This is a genomic window from Amycolatopsis sp. NPDC004169, from assembly GCF_040610315.1.
GTDB lineage: Bacteria > Actinomycetota > Actinomycetes > Mycobacteriales > Pseudonocardiaceae > Amycolatopsis.
On record NZ_JBEXMD010000087.1, the window covers coordinates 1 to 14,170 of the forward strand.

A 14,170-nucleotide genomic window follows, 5' to 3' on the forward strand; every position below is an offset into this window, starting at 1 on the left:
TGACCAGCCGCAGCTGGTCCGGCCCGACCGGGCACCCCTCGTGCCAGCTGTTCCCCAGCCGCTCCGCGGAAACCGGCCTGATGACCGCGACATAGACCGGAAGCCCGCTCCCGGCGGGCGCCGCGAGCTCGACGGTCTGCGGCCCGGTGGCGGCCGGCGCCTGCGTGGCCCCGGCCACGAGCACCGACAGCACGAACGTGATGATGGCAAGAACTCTGGTTCTCGGATTCATGATCACCACACGCCCGGCCCCGCCGACCGGCTGCGCCGACGTCGGATAGCCCACAGGGACTCAACCTTCCGGCCCCTGTGGACGTGGTCCGACCCGGCAAGCCGTCAGAACGCCCCGGTCAGGATCAGCACGCCGAGCGCGACCAGCACCACCGGCAGCACCACGTGGCCCCACCGGCCGAGCACCCGCGCGACGGCCGGCCGGGTCGCCAGGAACCGGCCCACGGCGCACCAGACCGCCACACCCGCCAGGAACACCACGACGTAGCCGGCCAGTCCGGCGGGCCCGCTCGCGGCGAACGCCGGGACGTACACGCCGACGTTGTCACCACCGTTCGCGAAGCACACCGTGGCGATCCCGGCCACGCCGGCCACCGGCGGTGGCTCGTCGTCGTCCTGGCGCCAGGCCTGCCAAGCCGCCCGGATCCCGAGCAGGATCGGCAGCACGCCCAGCCAGCGGACGGCCCCGTCCGGAAGCAGCCCGGCACCGAGCGCACCGGCCACCGACACGGCCAAGATCCCCGCGAAGCCCAGGAACTGCCCCGAAACGACCTTGAACGCCCCGCGACGGCCGGCTGCCTGGCCGAAGAACACCGCCAGCAGCACGAGGTCGTCGACGTTCGTCACGGCGAACATCGCGACCGCGCGGCCCAGCAGTCCGGCGTCCACACCCACCTCCACGGGAAACCGCCAGCGCTCGGCAGCACGGACATTCTGCCCATGCCCACCATCGCGCGCCGCGGCCACGCCGGTCCGGCGGACCCGCTCGGCGGCGAGTCCAGTCCACGTCGGGGCTCTCGCGTGGCGGCAGTTCCAGCACGCCGGCCACGACGCCTTGTGGCCGACGATGCTGCAGGAGGGCGAAGTCCCGGCCGGGTTCGCTATCCGGTGAACTCGCGCTGCCAGCGGATCCCGCGTGTCCCGGACTCGCGTCCGAGGTCCTGTCGTATATGTCTCCCCTCTCTCGTTCCCGACGAGCGCACTGCCGCCGGCGAGCCGAGTCCCGTCGGAACCTTGCCGGAGTTCCGTGGACGCGGCCCCGGCGTGCGCTCACCGACGAACGTAGCGCCCCACCCCCGCGAAATGTCCGATTCGGCACCGCCCGACGGCTGGTTGTCCACAGCCGGACACACATGTGGATAACATGTGCGGTTTCGTTGCTGCAGCGCCGAAATCGTCGGTGCAGCGCGATAGTGTCGAGACGGGGGGCGCCCCCGCGGGCCTCAGCCGAGCGTCGCCGGATCGGCGAAGTCAGCCGACCGGCAAGCAGCGACCAGACGCTCGACTTCCGGCCCCAAAGACCGGTCTTCGTCCACCGGCGGCACCACCGACCGCACCCACCGGTAACCCGCGCGCAGACCCGCCACGCCCGAACCACCAGCGAGATACCGCGCCTGGGAAGCCGTGATCAGCTCACAGGCCGTGATCGCGAACAGGTGCCCAGCCGCCGCGCGCAGTTGTTCCCCGGCCGCGGACGCAAACGCTTGCACATCCTCCTGACCAGCCGAGGTGTCGATCGACCCCAACGTCGCCGGGGTCGCCAACCGGCGCAGTGCGTGCAGCTCGCCGGCCGCGCGCTTGTGGAGCGGGACCAGGCCCGCCCGCGGCCCGGGGTCGGCCGTGAGCTGCGGCGGCAACCCGCTGAACCGCTCGTCCAGCAACCGGTGCGTCCGCTGCACCGAGACCTCGCCGAGGTGCACCAGCGCGGCCGTCACCGCGTCCATCCGCAGCCCCAGGTCCACCGCGTGGTAACCGGTCCCCGGCACGAAAGCCCCGTCGACGAACGACGGCGAATCGCCCGGCATCGTCTCCCAGCGCCGCCGCGTCTCGTGCAGTTCGCCGTTGACGCGCGACGCGTGCGCCAGCGCCCGTGGCGCGACCCGGACCGAAAGCGGGGCCTGCACCACGCCGGACCGCACCGGGCCGGTGCCCACCAGCTCGGTCAGCTCGTCCAGCACCGCCCGCAGGTGGTCGTCGCCACCCGCCATCACCGGGGAAAACACCGCGCGCGGGGCGCCGAGGACGTCAATCGCCATCGCCGCGGTGAGCGTCTGCAAGGCGATGAGCCGCCGGGCTTCGGCCCAGCCCCGCCCTGCGTGCATCACGGCCAGCGGCGAGCCCTGGATCAGCGAAGCGCCTTCCTTCGGCCCCAGCACGTACGGCTCCGCACCACGCGCGGCAAGCGCCGAGGCGGCCGGCACCTCCACGCCGTCCTCCAGGACCGTGCCCAGCCCAAGGAACGTCTGGAACGCGTGCGTGAGCGCGATGATTTCGCCCGAACTGCCGAGCCCCGAACGCGGGACGGCGGGCGTGAACCCGTCGTTCAAGCGGTCCACCAGGAACTGCACCAGCTCGGCGCTCACCCCGGCCCACGGCCGCAGGAAGTCGCGCAGCCGGACGACGAGCAGCGCGCGGACGTCTTCGGGCGGCAGCCACGGCGGGCCGCCGACGGCGCGGCCGACCAGCAGGTTCCGCTGGTGCTCGGCCTGCTGGTCCGCGTCGAGCGCGACCCCCACGAGACGGCCCATCCCCGTCGTCACCCCGTAGACCGGCTCGCCCGGCCGCGCCAAGGCTGTCAAGACCTCGTTCCGGCGCCGCCGCAACGCCGCTACCAGCGGTTTGTCCAGAACCAACCGTTCACTGTCGGCGAACTCGCTGTCGGAGACGATCATCGGTAGGGCAGCATGGTGCCAACGCCGGAAGCCTCGGCACGGGCGAGGATCATGTTCGCCACCGCAACGTCCGTTGTGGACAGACCGCGGTGCCAGAACAGGATCCGTTCGGCGTCGTGCTCGCGGCCGGGCTTCTTGCCCGCCACGACGTCGCCGATCTCGGCGTGGACTCTGTCCTCGGTGAGGAGGCCGGCGTTGAGCTGTGGGCGCAGGGCGCCGAACCGCGGGTTGCCGGACCGCGATTCGCGCCAGTCGTCGACGACGACCTTGTCGATGTCGTCGAGCAGCGTGAGCTCGAGCGCGCTGATCGTGCCGTAGGGCACCAGGAAGGTGCCCGGCCGGAGGAACTCGCGGCGCACCAGCGCCTCGGGTTCGACCAGCCGGGAGGCCTCGACCTGGATGTCCGCGCCGTCCAGGGTCTCCTCGGCCGTGGCGCAGACGCGGACGTCCTTGCCGAGCCGCTCGGACAGCCGGCGGCCGAAGTCCTCGCGCGACTCCGGGCGCTTGCTGGTCACGCGGATCTCGGCGAAGTCGAACAAGGAGTCCAGCAGTACGACGTTCCACCAGGCGGTACCGCGGGCGCCGATGTGCCCGAGCACCCGTGAGTCCGGGCGGGCCAGGTACTTCGCGCCGACGGCGGTCATCGCGCCGGTGCGGGCCTCGGTGATCATCGTGCCGTCGACGATCGCCCGCGGCATGCCGGTGTCCGGGTCGAGCAGCAGGATCAACGCCATTTCCGAAGGGAGGCCCCGTTCGAAGTTCCCCACGAAGTCACCGACGACCTTCACGCCGCTGACCTGCTTCGCGGAGAGGTGACCGCGAAGGATGTTGAAGTGGCCCTTGCCGCCGTTGTCCGGCACGAGGTGCGTGCGCGGCTCGAAGACGACCTGGCCGCGGCCGTGGTCGGCGAGCACGTCCTCGACCGCGCCCACGATGTCGGCGTCCGTGACACCGAGCGCGTCGATGTCGGCGCCGGTCAGGTAACGGAGCCAGACGGACGTCACCGGGCGAGGTCCTCGATGACCTCCGCGCCGGGCAGGGCGGCCAGCGCGGCGTTGGAGATCAGCAGCTTGCTGCCGCGGATCCCGCTGCCGATGACGAGCTCGGGCGCGTCCGCGACGCGCTTGTCGAGCAGGATGGGCCATTCGGCGGGCAGGCCGACCGGCGTGATGCCGCCGTACTCCATCCCGGTCAGCGAGACGGCTTCGTCCATCGGCGCGAACGACGCCTTGCGGACGTCGAGGCGGCGCTTGATGACGCCGTTGACGTCGGCGCGGGTGGTCGCGAGCACGAGCGCGGCCGCGAAGCGGACTTCGCCCGCGCGCTTGCCGGCGACGACGACGCAGTTCGCGGACGCCTCGAGCGGTGAGCCGTAGGCCTCGCAGAAAGCGGCGGTGTCGGCGAGCGAGGGGTCGATCTCCGCGACGCCGACGGCGTCCGGTTCGGCGAGCGCAGCCAGGGCCTTGGCCACGGGCTCGGCGAGCAGGTCAGTACGCGTGGGGGCGGGAACGACGGTGAGGCTCCCGGCGATGGTCCAGGTCACCCCGCCAGAGTAACTACCAGCTGGAGCCGCCGCGCTGGACCTCGATCAGCTTCGGGCGCACGTCCACGATGTAGACCAGGGCCGCGGCCATGGCGGGCACGTAGAAGATCATCCCGGGGCCCATCACCGGGAACAGCACCATGGCGAGGGTCGCGCCGCCGGTGATCAGCATCCAGATCGGCTTGGTCTTGCGGTCGGCTGCCGAATACGCGTCGGCGCGCTGGAGCAGCGCGTGCACGAAGGCGAAGAGCCCGACCAGCGCGCTGCCCCAGTGGATGACGTTGAGGATCCAGATGGCGACTAGCACAGCGACAGCTTACGGCAAACCACCCGAACAACCCCGGCCCCGCCATCGGGGGTCCGATGACGGGGCCGGGTGTTCACGGCGTCTTTACTTGTCGGTCTTCGGCGCGGCCGGCTTCTTGGCGGCGGCGGCCGACGTGGTCGACGTGGTCGTGCGGCGAGCCGGGGCGGCCGTCTTCGGGGCCGTCTTGTTCGCGACCTTGCGGCTGACCGAGCGGGTCTCGTGGGCGACGTCGTCACCCAGCTCCTCGACGGCGTCGGCCGCTTCGCCGGCGACCGCGGTCACCTTGCGGGCGGCCTTCTCGCCGGCCGAGCGGGTGCGCTTGGTCACCTTGGCCAGCACGCCGTCGACGCGCTCGCGGACCTCGGTGGTCACGCCCTCGACCTGGCCCTGCGCGGTGGTCAGGGCCTCCTCGAGCTGCTCGATGGCCTTCTTGACCTGCGGCTGCGCGGCGATCTTGTCCCACGCCTGCTCGCCCGACTCGGCCAGCTTGTTGTACAGCTTGAGCGCGGCCTCGGTGTACTCGTCGATGACCTTGCGCAGCTCCGCCGGGTCCAGCTTCTCGCGGAGGGTCTCGACGTCGGTCGGCAGCTCCTGCAGGTTCTTGCGGGCCACCTCGCCGCTCTTGGTCACGTTCTCCTTGGCCTTCGCCACGGCGTCGGTGACGGCGTGGGTGGCCAGGTTGCCGGCGCCGAGGGCGGCGAGCAGCGGCGTGCGGACCTGGTCGAGAGCGGTGGTGACGGCCTTCTTGACGTCTTCGGTCTTGGGGGTGGTCATGCTGACTCCTTGGTGTTCGCGGCTGGTGTGGTGTCTGGGGTTTCCGGGGCGGGAGTGGCGGCCGGCCGTGCCGCGGCGTTCTCCCGGCGGAAGGACTCGTAGACGTCGAGCAGGACCTGCTTCTGCCGTTCGGTCAGCTCGGCGTCGGCGCGGATCGCGTCGCCCACCGGCCCGCCCGTCGGCAGGTCGAGGATCCCGGCCTGCACGTACAGCGCTTCCGCCGAAATGCGCAGGCCCTTGGCGATCTGCTGCAGGATTTCCGCGCTGGGCTTGCGGACCCCGCGCTCGATCTGGCTCAGGTAGGGGTTGGACACGCCGGCGAGCTTCGACAGCTGGCGCAACGAGATCTTCGCGGTGTTGCGCTGCTGGCGGATGTACTCGCCGATGTCGGAAGCGATGTCCGCGACCTTTTCCATGGGACTGCCGGATCCTGACGTCCCACCGGTCTCTGCCATCCGGTCACCTCCTCGCGACACCTTCGACGGTACGCGCGAGTGCTAGCTATTGCAAGCACCCTGCTTGCAACCATCGGGTGTGACGCGCACCGCTACCGTGGCCCCATGACGCGCTCGGCCCGGCTGCGGCGACGCCTCGTCGAGCACCTCCGCGACGAGGACGTCCTGCACGCGCCCGAGTGGATCGCCGCCTTCCGCGCCGTCCCCCGCCACGTCTTCCTGCCGCGATTCTTCGCACCGGCCGGCGGGCTGTGGGCGGCCGTCGACCGCGGCGACCCGGGCTGGCTGGAAACGGTCTACTCGCGGGACGTGCTGGTGACTCAGCTCGACGACGACCCACAGCGCTGGGAGCTCGCCCGGCGCACCGGCCCGGTGGCGGGCACGCCGACGAGCTCGTCGAGCATGCCCTCGATCATGGCGATCATGCTCGAGGAGCTGCGGGTGCGCGACGGGCAGTGCGTGCTCGAGATCGGCACCGGCACCGGGTACAACGCCGCCCTGCTGTGCCACCGCTGCGGGTCCGGCCAGGTGTCCACAGTGGACATCGATCCGGTGCTCGTCGCGGCGGCGCGCGAACGGCTGGCCGCGGCCGGGTACCACCCGGCGTGCGCGGTGGGCGACGGCGCGCTCGGCTTCCCGGCCGGCACGCTGTTCGACCGGGTGCTCTGCACCGCCGCGGTGTCGGAGATCCCGCTCCCCTGGCTGGCGCAGACGAAGCCGGGCGGGCTGATCGTGACAACGCTGAACCGCCCGATCGGCGCCGGACTGGTCCGGCTGGTCGCCGGCGAGGACGGCACCGCGCAGGGCCGCGTCCTCGCGCGCGACGGCCGCTTCATGCCGCTGCGCGCGCACCGGCTGCCGGAGACGGGCCCGCTGCCGATGCCCTCACGCGGTGACTGGGAACAGACGCGGCTGCCGATGTCGACGGTGCTCCAGCCGCGTCAGCAGTTCGAATTCTTCGCGGGCTTGGCGCTGCCCGGCGTCCGCCCGGTGCGCGAAGGCGACGAAACGCCGGGTGTCGCGCTGGTCCACCCGGACGGCTCGTGGGTCCGCCACCGCAAGCGCGGCGGCGCGGACGAGGTCGCCCAGGGCGGCCCGCGGGGGCTGTGGGAGCTGGCCGAGGCCGCCTACGTCGAGTGGTGTGAGCTGGGCAAGCCGGACCGCGACCGGTTCGGCGTGACGGTGACCGGCGACCGCCAGGAGTTCTGGCTCGACACCCCTGACGGCCGCACCTGGCCGTTGCCTTAGGGCAGCCGCGCGCGGATCCACTTCTCCACGTGGTCGGCCGTCGCCTCGCGGGAGACGTCCGTGGTGTCGAAGACCTCGACGCCGAGTTCGGGCGCCGACTTCTGCAGCCAGTCGTTGAACTCCAGCATCTCGTCGATGCGCTCCTCGTCCCACTCCCGCCAGGCCGGCCGCGCACGCAGCCGGGCGCGCAGCGACGACGGCGACCCCACCAGCGCCAGGTAGTGGATGTCGCTGAAGAACGCGCGCTCCGGCAGCGGCTCGAACTCCGGCGGGGCCACGGTTCCGCACAGCACGACCGGGCGGCCGTTCTGGTGCAGCATCGCCGCCATCCGCAGCCAGACCGAGCGGAACCCCAGCACGTCGTCGCGCAGGGCGCCGATCCAGAGGATGTCCTGGTCCAGCACCACGACCTCGCCGGCGAACCGGTCGGCCAGCAGCGGCCCCATCGTCGACTTCCCGGCGCCGCTCGGCCCGGTCAGCGCGAACAGCGGCAGCTTCTCGAACGCCCACTCGTGCCCGCACTTCGCGCACGAGACGACGGCGCCGGTGACGACCGGGCGGTCTGCCCGGTCCCCGCACGCCGGGCAGATCAGCAGGTCGAGCCCCATCTCAGTCGAACAGGTTCTCGAGGAAGCTGCGCTTGCGGTGCCCGTGGCCGTACGGCCGCGGCGAGTCCGAGTAGCCGCGGTGCGGGCGCGGCGAGTCCGCGTAACCACCGCGGTACACCTTCGGCGAGTCCGGGTAGCCGCCGCGGTAGGGCCGCGGCGAGTCCGGACGGCCGTACTGCGCCGTCGGCCCGGGCTGGTACGGCGGCGGCTGCTGGTGGCCGTAGAACGAGCTCTCCGCACCGACGATCGCCTCGAGCTCACCGCGGTCCAGGAAGATCCCGCGGCAGCCGTCGCACTGGTCGATGTGGATGCCGTTCTTGTCGACGGTCCGCATCTGGTTCTGACACTTCGGACAAATCACACCGACGAGCCTACGCAAAAACGGGTCAGCAGGCGCAGAGGCAGAACGGGTGGCCGACCGGGTCGGCGTAGACGCGGAACGTCTCCGGCTTGTCGTCGAGCAGCTTCGCCCCCAGCCCGAGCACGCGCTCGTGCGCCGCCTCCAGGTCGGTGACGTTCAGGTCCAGGTGCAGCTGCTGGGGGTTCTCCGCGGACGGCCAGGACGGCGGCCGGTAGTCGGGCACCCGCTGGAACGCGATGCCCGCGCCGCCCTCGGGGTTGGCCAGCGTGGCCCAGTGCCCGTCCGCGACCACCTCCGGCTCGCCCCACTCGAGGACGTCCCGGTAGAACCCGGCCAGCGCCACCGGGTCGGGGCAGTCGAGGGCAACCACACCCAGGGTCGGTACCGCACTCATCGTCGCTCCCTCCGATCTTGAGTAACCAGTGAAGCGATTATGTGGGTTAGCCCACGCGAAGGCAACCGCCGTACACTCGGTAAGTGCACACCGACGCCTCCCTCGTGGTGGAGTTCCTCAACACGGTCAACGTCGAAGAGGGCACCGACCTGCTCGAAGACGCCGGGCGGTGGCGCGAGTGGGCGACCGCGCACGCACTGGCGGCCAATCCGGCGGCCGAGGCCCGCGCGGCGCGTGACGCTCTCCGCGCGGCGATCGGCGACCCGCGTCTGACCGGCGGCAGCGCCGACATCGGCACCCGGATCACCCTCACCGAGGCCGGCCCGGTGCTGGTCGCGGAGGACGTGGTCGGAGCGGTGTTCGCGGCCTGCGCCCGCTTGGTCGTCCGCGGCGACTGGATCCGGCTGAAGATCTGCCCGGCCGACACCTGCCTGTGGGCGTTCTACGACGAGTCGCGCAACCGCTCGCGGACGTGGTGCTCGATGCGCGTCTGCGGCAACCGGGAGAAGGCGCGGGGCTGGCGCGCCCGCGCCGCGGAAGCGGCGACGGGCTGACGGCGGCCTCTCGACCCAGCGGCGGACACTCGAACGGTTGTGGACAACTTGGGGACGAAGCACCACATATCCGTGCCCCGGACCGCCCCGCCCCCACACGTTGTGGACAGCCGTTAGGCCATCACCGTGAAAAGCTGTGGATAACCCCGGGGATAACTCAGCTTCCTGTGGACAACTCGGTTGAAGGTCCTCTGGGTGTGGTATAGACCCCGGCCGTCAGAACAGCAGCTCCGCGACCGCGTAGATGACCAGACCGGCCAGCGCGCCGACGACCGTGCCGTTGATCCGGATGAACTGCAGGTCGCGGCCCACCTGGAGCTCGATCTTCCGGGACGTCTCCTCCGCGTCCCACCGCTCGACCGTGTCCGTGATGATCGTGGTGATCTCGCGCGAGTAGTTCTTCACCAGGTACGCCGCCGCGCCCTCGACCCAGCCGTCGGCCTTCGCCCGCAGCTGGTCGTCGGACACCAGGCGGGACCCGAGCGACGTCAGCCCGAGCCGGACGCGCCGGCGCAGCTCGCTCGACGGATCCTCGGCCGCCGTCAGCAGCATCTCCTTCGCCGTGCTCCACGCCGAGCCGATCAGGCGCTGGACCTCCTCGTGGTGCACGATCTGGCCCTTCACCTGCTCGGCCCGCGCCATCACGTCCGGGTCGGTCTGCAGGTCCTGGGCGAACTCGCCGAGGAACTTGTCGAGCGCGAGCCGCATCGGGTGGTTGACGTCGGTCTTCACCGCCCACGCGAACGACAGCACCTCGCCGTAGACCTTGTCGGCGAGCATCTCGTCGACGAACTTCGGCGACCAGCTCGGCGCCCGGTCCGACACCACGCGCAGCATCGTCGTGTGGTTGTCGCGGACCCACTCGTAGGCGCGGTCGCACATCAGGTCCACGAGCTTGTGGTGCGCGCCGTCGGCGAACACGCCCTGGAGGATCTTGCCCAGCGGCGGGCCCCACGGCTTGTCGATGATCCGCCGCGCGACCGCCTGCTCCATGATCGCCTGGACGTCTTCGTCGCGGAGCACCTTCACGGCCGCCCGGACCATGGTGGCCAGCTCGGACGTCACGCGCTCGGCGTTCTCCTCCTGCGCCAGCCACCCGCCGAGGCGCCGCGCGAGCTCGACGCGCTTGAGCTTGTCGCGCACGACCTCCTCGGACAGGAAGTTCGACCCGACGAAGTCGCCGAGGCTGTTGCCCAGTGCGTCCTTCTTGTTCGGGATGATCGCCGTGTGCGGGATCTTCAGCCCGAGCGGGTGCCGGAACAGCGCCGTGACGGCGAACCAGTCGGCCAGCGCGCCGACCATGCCCGCCTCGGCCGCCGCCCGCACGTACCCCACCCAGCCCGGCCAGCCGCTCGCCTGCGCCCAGCTGGTCAGCAGGAACACGAGCGTGGCACCGAGCAGGAACGACAGCGCGACCAGCTTCATCTTGCGCAGCGCGCGCCGCTTTTCCTCTTCGCCTGCCGCGCCGCCCGGTGGGTCGGCGGGCGTCACCTTCGCGGGGGTCAGTTGCTCCACATCACCATTGTCCGTGAGGATGCTTGATCGTGCGCGAACCTGCTCTCGTCCCCCGCCTCCGGCCGTTCACCTCGACCATTTTCGCCGAGATGACCGCGCTGGCCGTCCAGCACGACGCCGTCAACCTCGGCCAGGGCTTCCCGGACACCGACGGCCCGGCCGGCATGCTCGACGCGGCCAAGAACGCGCTGTTCGGCGGGGCCAACCAGTACCCGCCGGGCCCCGGGCGGCCCGAGCTGCGGGCCGCGATCGCGCGGCACCGGCAGCGCTACGGCACCGAGTACGACCTGGACACGGAGATCCTCGTCACCGCGGGCGCGACCGAAGCCATCACCGCGGCGCTGATCGCGCTGACCGAGCCCGGCGACGAGGTCATCGTCATCGAGCCGTACTACGACTCCTACGCCGCCGCGGTCGCGATGGCGGGCGCCGAGCGCCGGGTCGTCGGCCTGGTCGAGGGCCCGGACGGCCGGTTCGGCCTCGACGTCGACGGCCTGCGCGCCGCCGTCACGCCGCGGACCAGGGCGATCCTGGTGAACTCGCCGCACAACCCGACCGGCACGGTGTTCACCCGCGCCGAGCTCGAAGCGCTCGCCGCGCTGTGCGTCGAGCACGACCTCATCGCGATCTGCGACGAGGTCTACGAGCACCTCGTCTTCGACGACGCCGAACACATCCCCCTGGTCACGCTGCCCGGCATGCGGCCGCGGACGGTGAGCATCTCCAGCGCCGGCAAGACGTTCAACTGCACCGGCTGGAAGATCGGCTGGGTCTGCTCGACGCCCGAACTGGTCGCGGCGGTGAAGGCGGCGAAGCAGTTCATCACTTTCGTCTCGGGCGGGCCGCTGCAGCCGGCCGTCGCGCACGCGCTCGACCACGAGCTGCCCTGGGTCGACGGCCTGCGCGCGTCACTGCAGGAGAAGCGGGACCGGCTGTCGGCCGGGCTCGCGGACGCCGGGTTCGCCGTGCGGCGGACGGCGGGCACCTACTTCGTCTGCGTCGACGTGCGGCCGCTGGGCTTCACCGACGCCGCCGAACTGGCCTGGGAACTGCCGGGCCGGGTCGGGGTGGCCGCGGTGCCGGTGAAGGTCTTCACCGATCACCCGGACGAGTGGAAACACCTGCTGCGTTTCGCGTTCTGCAAGCGCAACGAGGTCATCGACGAGGCCATCACCCGATTGCGCAAACTGGTCTGATCACCGCGATCCGCTTGCGTAGACGCCGTCCGCGGCCGTTCCGGGGCGGCACCGGGAGCGGACACCGGTGAGGCCGGGGCGGCGACGGGCGGCCGGCCCGGGCCGCGCGTCCACCACATGCCGCTCCAGTCCGTCACTCTCCGCGATGACACGGGCCGCTCCCCGCGCCTGCCGAGCCGGGCCCGGGGACGTCGCCGGCGCCCGGCTCGTCCTGCCGCGCCTCCGCCACTCCGGACACCCCGCGGGCCATCAGGCCGACGGACGCGCGGTCACGGACCGCAGCCGGATTCCGCACCGGTCCGGGCTGCACGATTTCGGTTTCAGGGCAAGCGAAGCCGCACCGGGAACCCGTTCGGCCCAGTCGTCTCCCGGATTCCGGACGCGATTCCGGTCACTTGGCCGAAGGGGCGGTACGCGCACCCAGCGGAGCCGTCTCGACACAAAGCGCTTCCCGGCGCGCGGAAACATCAGGTCAACCCCGAAGTGTGCAAATTGCAGAACTCGTCCGAATGGCCGTAAGAGAGCACCCGAACGGCACTGAGAGTGATCAACTTGTCGGCCGCAGTTACCTTGCCCGGTAGGGCCGCTCGGCCTTACGGGCTGGATCGAACGCGGGAGAGATGAAAGACTCCCGAGCGGTGCTAGAAAGAGTGCAGCCCCGGGGGAACTGCGACCTGGCCGGAGAAAGACCCCAGCAAGAACAGGCTTGAGCGGAAACGCTGAAGCCGCAGGCGCGGACGGTGGTGGTGGCGGTGAGCAGCACGGCGATTGCGCGCCGCGACGCTCCCGCGCGGCCTGCGCTCACTCCCGGTGATCCCGCTGCCTCGCACGCGCGCGTGCGCGCGCCGCGCCCGTGGACGGCGTCGCTGCAGCGCCCCGCCGCCAAGATCCTGGTCGCCGGGGGCCTGACCCTCGCGGGCTGGCTGGTCGGCGCCGCGCTGTCCGGCAGCACCGCGTCGGCGGCCGACCGCCCGGTATGCGCCGAGGCGCCGGTCGTTTCCACTGTGGACCAAACCGCGAGCCGAACCCCGGTGGACCAGGCCACGAAGCCGCTCTGGCACGCCAGGCACCGCAAGGGCCACCACGAGAGCGCCTGCTCGGTGCAGCCGAAGGCGGACACCACCGAGGCGCCGGCGGACGAACCGAACACCACGTCCGAGGCCACAAAGGACACCCCGGCCACCGACAGCGCGCCCGCCACGAAGGCGACCTCCTCGGAAAGCACGGCCACCGAGACGCCGAAGGCGAGCAGCAACCTGCTCGGCGGCCTCGTCGGCGGCACGCTGAAGGCGGTCGGCGGAACGACCACAAAGGACACCACCGCGGCACCGGCCAAGGCCACCCCGTCCGGCGGCGGCCTGGTCGGCGGGCTCGTCGGCGGCGTCCTGAACGTCGTGGGCGGGACGCTCACCACCGTCACGGACACCCTCGGCACGGTCACGGACACGCTCTCCCACACCGTGCTCGCCCCGCTCACCCAGCCGCCCGCGAACAACCCGAACGCGCCGGTCCTGCTGCCCCTCGACCAGATCCTGGACCCGGTGTTCGGCAGCGGCTCGAACTCCGGCGGCGCGACCGCGGTCGTCCCCGGCGTGACGGCCGTCGTCACCCCGGCCCCGGCCGCGGTCGCCGAAAGCGTCCCGGCCGCCGTCACCACGACCGCCGACCAGCAGCAGACCGTCCGGTTCGCGGCCGGTCGCCTGCTCACCCGGCACGCCGAGGCGCAGCCGGCGGGCCACGAGCAGCCGCGTGACTCCGGCACCCACGTCACCGGCGGCGGCGACTCGTCGCCCGGCCTGCCCGGCAGCACCCCCGCCCCGAGCGCGCCTGCCCCCACCGCGGCCCCGGGCCACGACGGTCCCGGCGGCGCCCGCCACACGTTCGCCGTCCACACCGACGACGTCACCACCACGCAGCTCAAGCTGATCGGCACCAGCCGCGACCACGAGGTCGACGGCGCGGGCAGGGAAGCCGCCCTGCCCACCACCTCCCCCGACTGACCCCGACCCGGGCAGCCGGGGACAAGTGCGCCCGAATCCAGGTCGTCAAGGTGCGCCCGCACGCCGTTGAGGCGTGACGTTTCCCCTGCTCCAGCCCGTAATCCGTGGCTCTTTCACGTCTCGTGACGCGCTCGCGCGTCCGACGTACCTCCAGGGGCGAAAACCATGCGAACCCACCAGCTTTCCGACCGGCCGACCGCGCCCGGCCGGGTCGGATCCCGGTCCCGGCGGCGGGGGGGGCCCCCCCCCGCGCGGCCCCCCACGCCGGGCCCCCGCCCGCTGCGGCGAGTTCACCACTTCGAGGCAAACGAA

At 71.8% G+C, this 14,170-nt stretch carries 15 protein-coding genes and 1 pseudogene; 4 read left to right on the forward strand and 12 right to left on the reverse strand.

What is annotated here, in order from left to right; translation table 11 throughout:
• The 8 genes and pseudogenes from ABZX11_RS47620 to ABZX11_RS47655 form a co-directional block, all read right to left on the reverse strand.
• A pseudogene (locus ABZX11_RS47620) lies at positions 1-286 on the reverse strand (M15 family peptidase); the annotation flags it as partial.
• Between the two features lie 50 nt (positions 287-336).
• Positions 337-900 (reverse strand): cadmium resistance transporter, encoded by a 564-nt coding sequence (locus ABZX11_RS47625; protein WP_354925716.1) that lies wholly within the window; start codon positions 898-900, stop codon positions 337-339.
• Between the two features lie 554 nt (positions 901-1,454).
• Entirely contained in the window at positions 1,455-2,903 is a 1,449-nt protein-coding gene (locus tag ABZX11_RS47630; RefSeq protein WP_354925719.1) for an aromatic amino acid ammonia-lyase, read from the reverse strand.
• Positions 2,900-3,907 (reverse strand): ornithine cyclodeaminase family protein, encoded by a 1,008-nt coding sequence (locus ABZX11_RS47635; protein WP_176173477.1) that lies wholly within the window; start codon positions 3,905-3,907, stop codon positions 2,900-2,902. Before ABZX11_RS47635 ends, ABZX11_RS47630 begins: the two co-directional genes overlap by 4 nt.
• Entirely contained in the window at positions 3,904-4,446 is a 543-nt protein-coding gene (locus ABZX11_RS47640; RefSeq protein ID WP_354925722.1) for a YbaK/EbsC family protein, read from the reverse strand. The genes ABZX11_RS47635 and ABZX11_RS47640 overlap by 4 nt, the downstream gene beginning before the upstream one ends.
• A gap of 13 nt (positions 4,447-4,459) precedes the next feature.
• On the reverse strand, positions 4,460-4,753 hold the full coding sequence (locus tag ABZX11_RS47645) for a DUF2516 family protein (RefSeq protein ID WP_013222364.1): 294 nt from the start codon (positions 4,751-4,753) through the stop codon (positions 4,460-4,462).
• An 84-nt stretch (positions 4,754-4,837) separates the two neighbouring features.
• Positions 4,838-5,527: a hypothetical protein gene (locus ABZX11_RS47650; protein WP_354925726.1), complete on the reverse strand. Its 690-nt coding sequence runs from the start codon at positions 5,525-5,527 to the stop codon at positions 4,838-4,840.
• A complete protein-coding gene (locus tag ABZX11_RS47655; protein ID WP_176173480.1) occupies positions 5,524-5,943 on the reverse strand; it encodes a helix-turn-helix transcriptional regulator in 420 nt (139 codons plus the stop codon). The genes ABZX11_RS47650 and ABZX11_RS47655 overlap by 4 nt, the downstream gene beginning before the upstream one ends.
• Positions 5,944-6,087: 144 nt before the next feature.
• On the opposite strand from ABZX11_RS47655, the gene ABZX11_RS47660 reads away from it, so the two are divergent.
• Positions 6,088-7,230, forward strand: coding sequence for a methyltransferase domain-containing protein (locus ABZX11_RS47660; protein WP_354925729.1), 1,143 nt, complete (start codon positions 6,088-6,090; stop codon positions 7,228-7,230).
• Here ABZX11_RS47660 and ABZX11_RS47665 read toward each other — a convergent pair.
• From ABZX11_RS47665 to ABZX11_RS47675, 3 genes are read right to left on the reverse strand one after another with little or no spacing between them, the layout of a single operon-like run.
• Positions 7,227-7,838 carry an AAA family ATPase gene (locus tag ABZX11_RS47665; protein WP_176173482.1) on the reverse strand — a complete coding sequence of 204 codons (612 nt, stop codon included), beginning with the start codon at positions 7,836-7,838 and terminating at the stop codon, positions 7,227-7,229. The genes ABZX11_RS47660 and ABZX11_RS47665 overlap by 4 nt on opposite strands.
• A 1-nt stretch (position 7,839) precedes the next feature.
• Entirely contained in the window at positions 7,840-8,217 is a 378-nt protein-coding gene (locus tag ABZX11_RS47670; protein WP_354925732.1) for a zf-TFIIB domain-containing protein, read from the reverse strand.
• Between the two features lie 7 nt (positions 8,218-8,224).
• Entirely contained in the window at positions 8,225-8,593 is a 369-nt protein-coding gene (locus ABZX11_RS47675; protein ID WP_354925736.1) for a VOC family protein, read from the reverse strand.
• 83 nt (positions 8,594-8,676) lie between these two features.
• Here ABZX11_RS47675 and ABZX11_RS47680 point away from each other — a divergent pair, with 83 nt between their 5' ends.
• On the forward strand, positions 8,677-9,147 hold the full coding sequence (locus ABZX11_RS47680) for a CGNR zinc finger domain-containing protein (RefSeq protein WP_176173485.1): 471 nt from the start codon (positions 8,677-8,679) through the stop codon (positions 9,145-9,147).
• 216 nt (positions 9,148-9,363) lie between these two features.
• Here the strand turns inward: ABZX11_RS47680 and ABZX11_RS47685 are convergent, their stop codons facing one another.
• On the reverse strand, positions 9,364-10,662 hold the full coding sequence (locus ABZX11_RS47685) for a DUF445 family protein (protein ID WP_176173486.1): 1,299 nt from the start codon (positions 10,660-10,662) through the stop codon (positions 9,364-9,366).
• A 29-nt stretch (positions 10,663-10,691) separates the two neighbouring features.
• Between ABZX11_RS47685 and ABZX11_RS47690 the strand changes: the two genes are divergently transcribed.
• Together ABZX11_RS47690 and ABZX11_RS47695 are read left to right on the forward strand one after the other, a co-directional pair.
• On the forward strand, positions 10,692-11,858 hold the full coding sequence (locus ABZX11_RS47690; protein WP_354925740.1) for a pyridoxal phosphate-dependent aminotransferase: 1,167 nt from the start codon (positions 10,692-10,694) through the stop codon (positions 11,856-11,858).
• Between the two features lie 752 nt (positions 11,859-12,610).
• Entirely contained in the window at positions 12,611-13,858 is a 1,248-nt protein-coding gene (locus ABZX11_RS47695; RefSeq protein ID WP_354925743.1) for a hypothetical protein, read from the forward strand.
• Positions 13,859-14,170 lie beyond the last annotated feature (312 nt).

What these genes read in the sequence shown, in the direction of transcription:
- ABZX11_RS47630 (WP_354925719.1), bottom strand. Translation starts at nt 2,903, where the DNA reads ATGATCGTCTCCGACAGCGAGTTCGCCGACAGTGAACGGTTGGTTCTG.
- ABZX11_RS47650 (WP_354925726.1), bottom strand. Translation starts at nt 5,527, where the DNA reads ATGACCACCCCCAAGACCGAAGACGTCAAGAAGGCCGTCACCACCGCT.
- ABZX11_RS47655 (WP_176173480.1), bottom strand. Translation starts at nt 5,943, where the DNA reads ATGGAAAAGGTCGCGGACATCGCTTCCGACATCGGCGAGTACATCCGC.
- ABZX11_RS47660 (WP_354925729.1), top strand. Translation starts at nt 6,088, where the DNA reads ATGACGCGCTCGGCCCGGCTGCGGCGACGCCTCGTCGAGCACCTCCGC.
- ABZX11_RS47665 (WP_176173482.1), bottom strand. Translation starts at nt 7,838, where the DNA reads ATGGGGCTCGACCTGCTGATCTGCCCGGCGTGCGGGGACCGGGCAGAC.
- ABZX11_RS47675 (WP_354925736.1), bottom strand. Translation starts at nt 8,593, where the DNA reads ATGAGTGCGGTACCGACCCTGGGTGTGGTTGCCCTCGACTGCCCCGAC.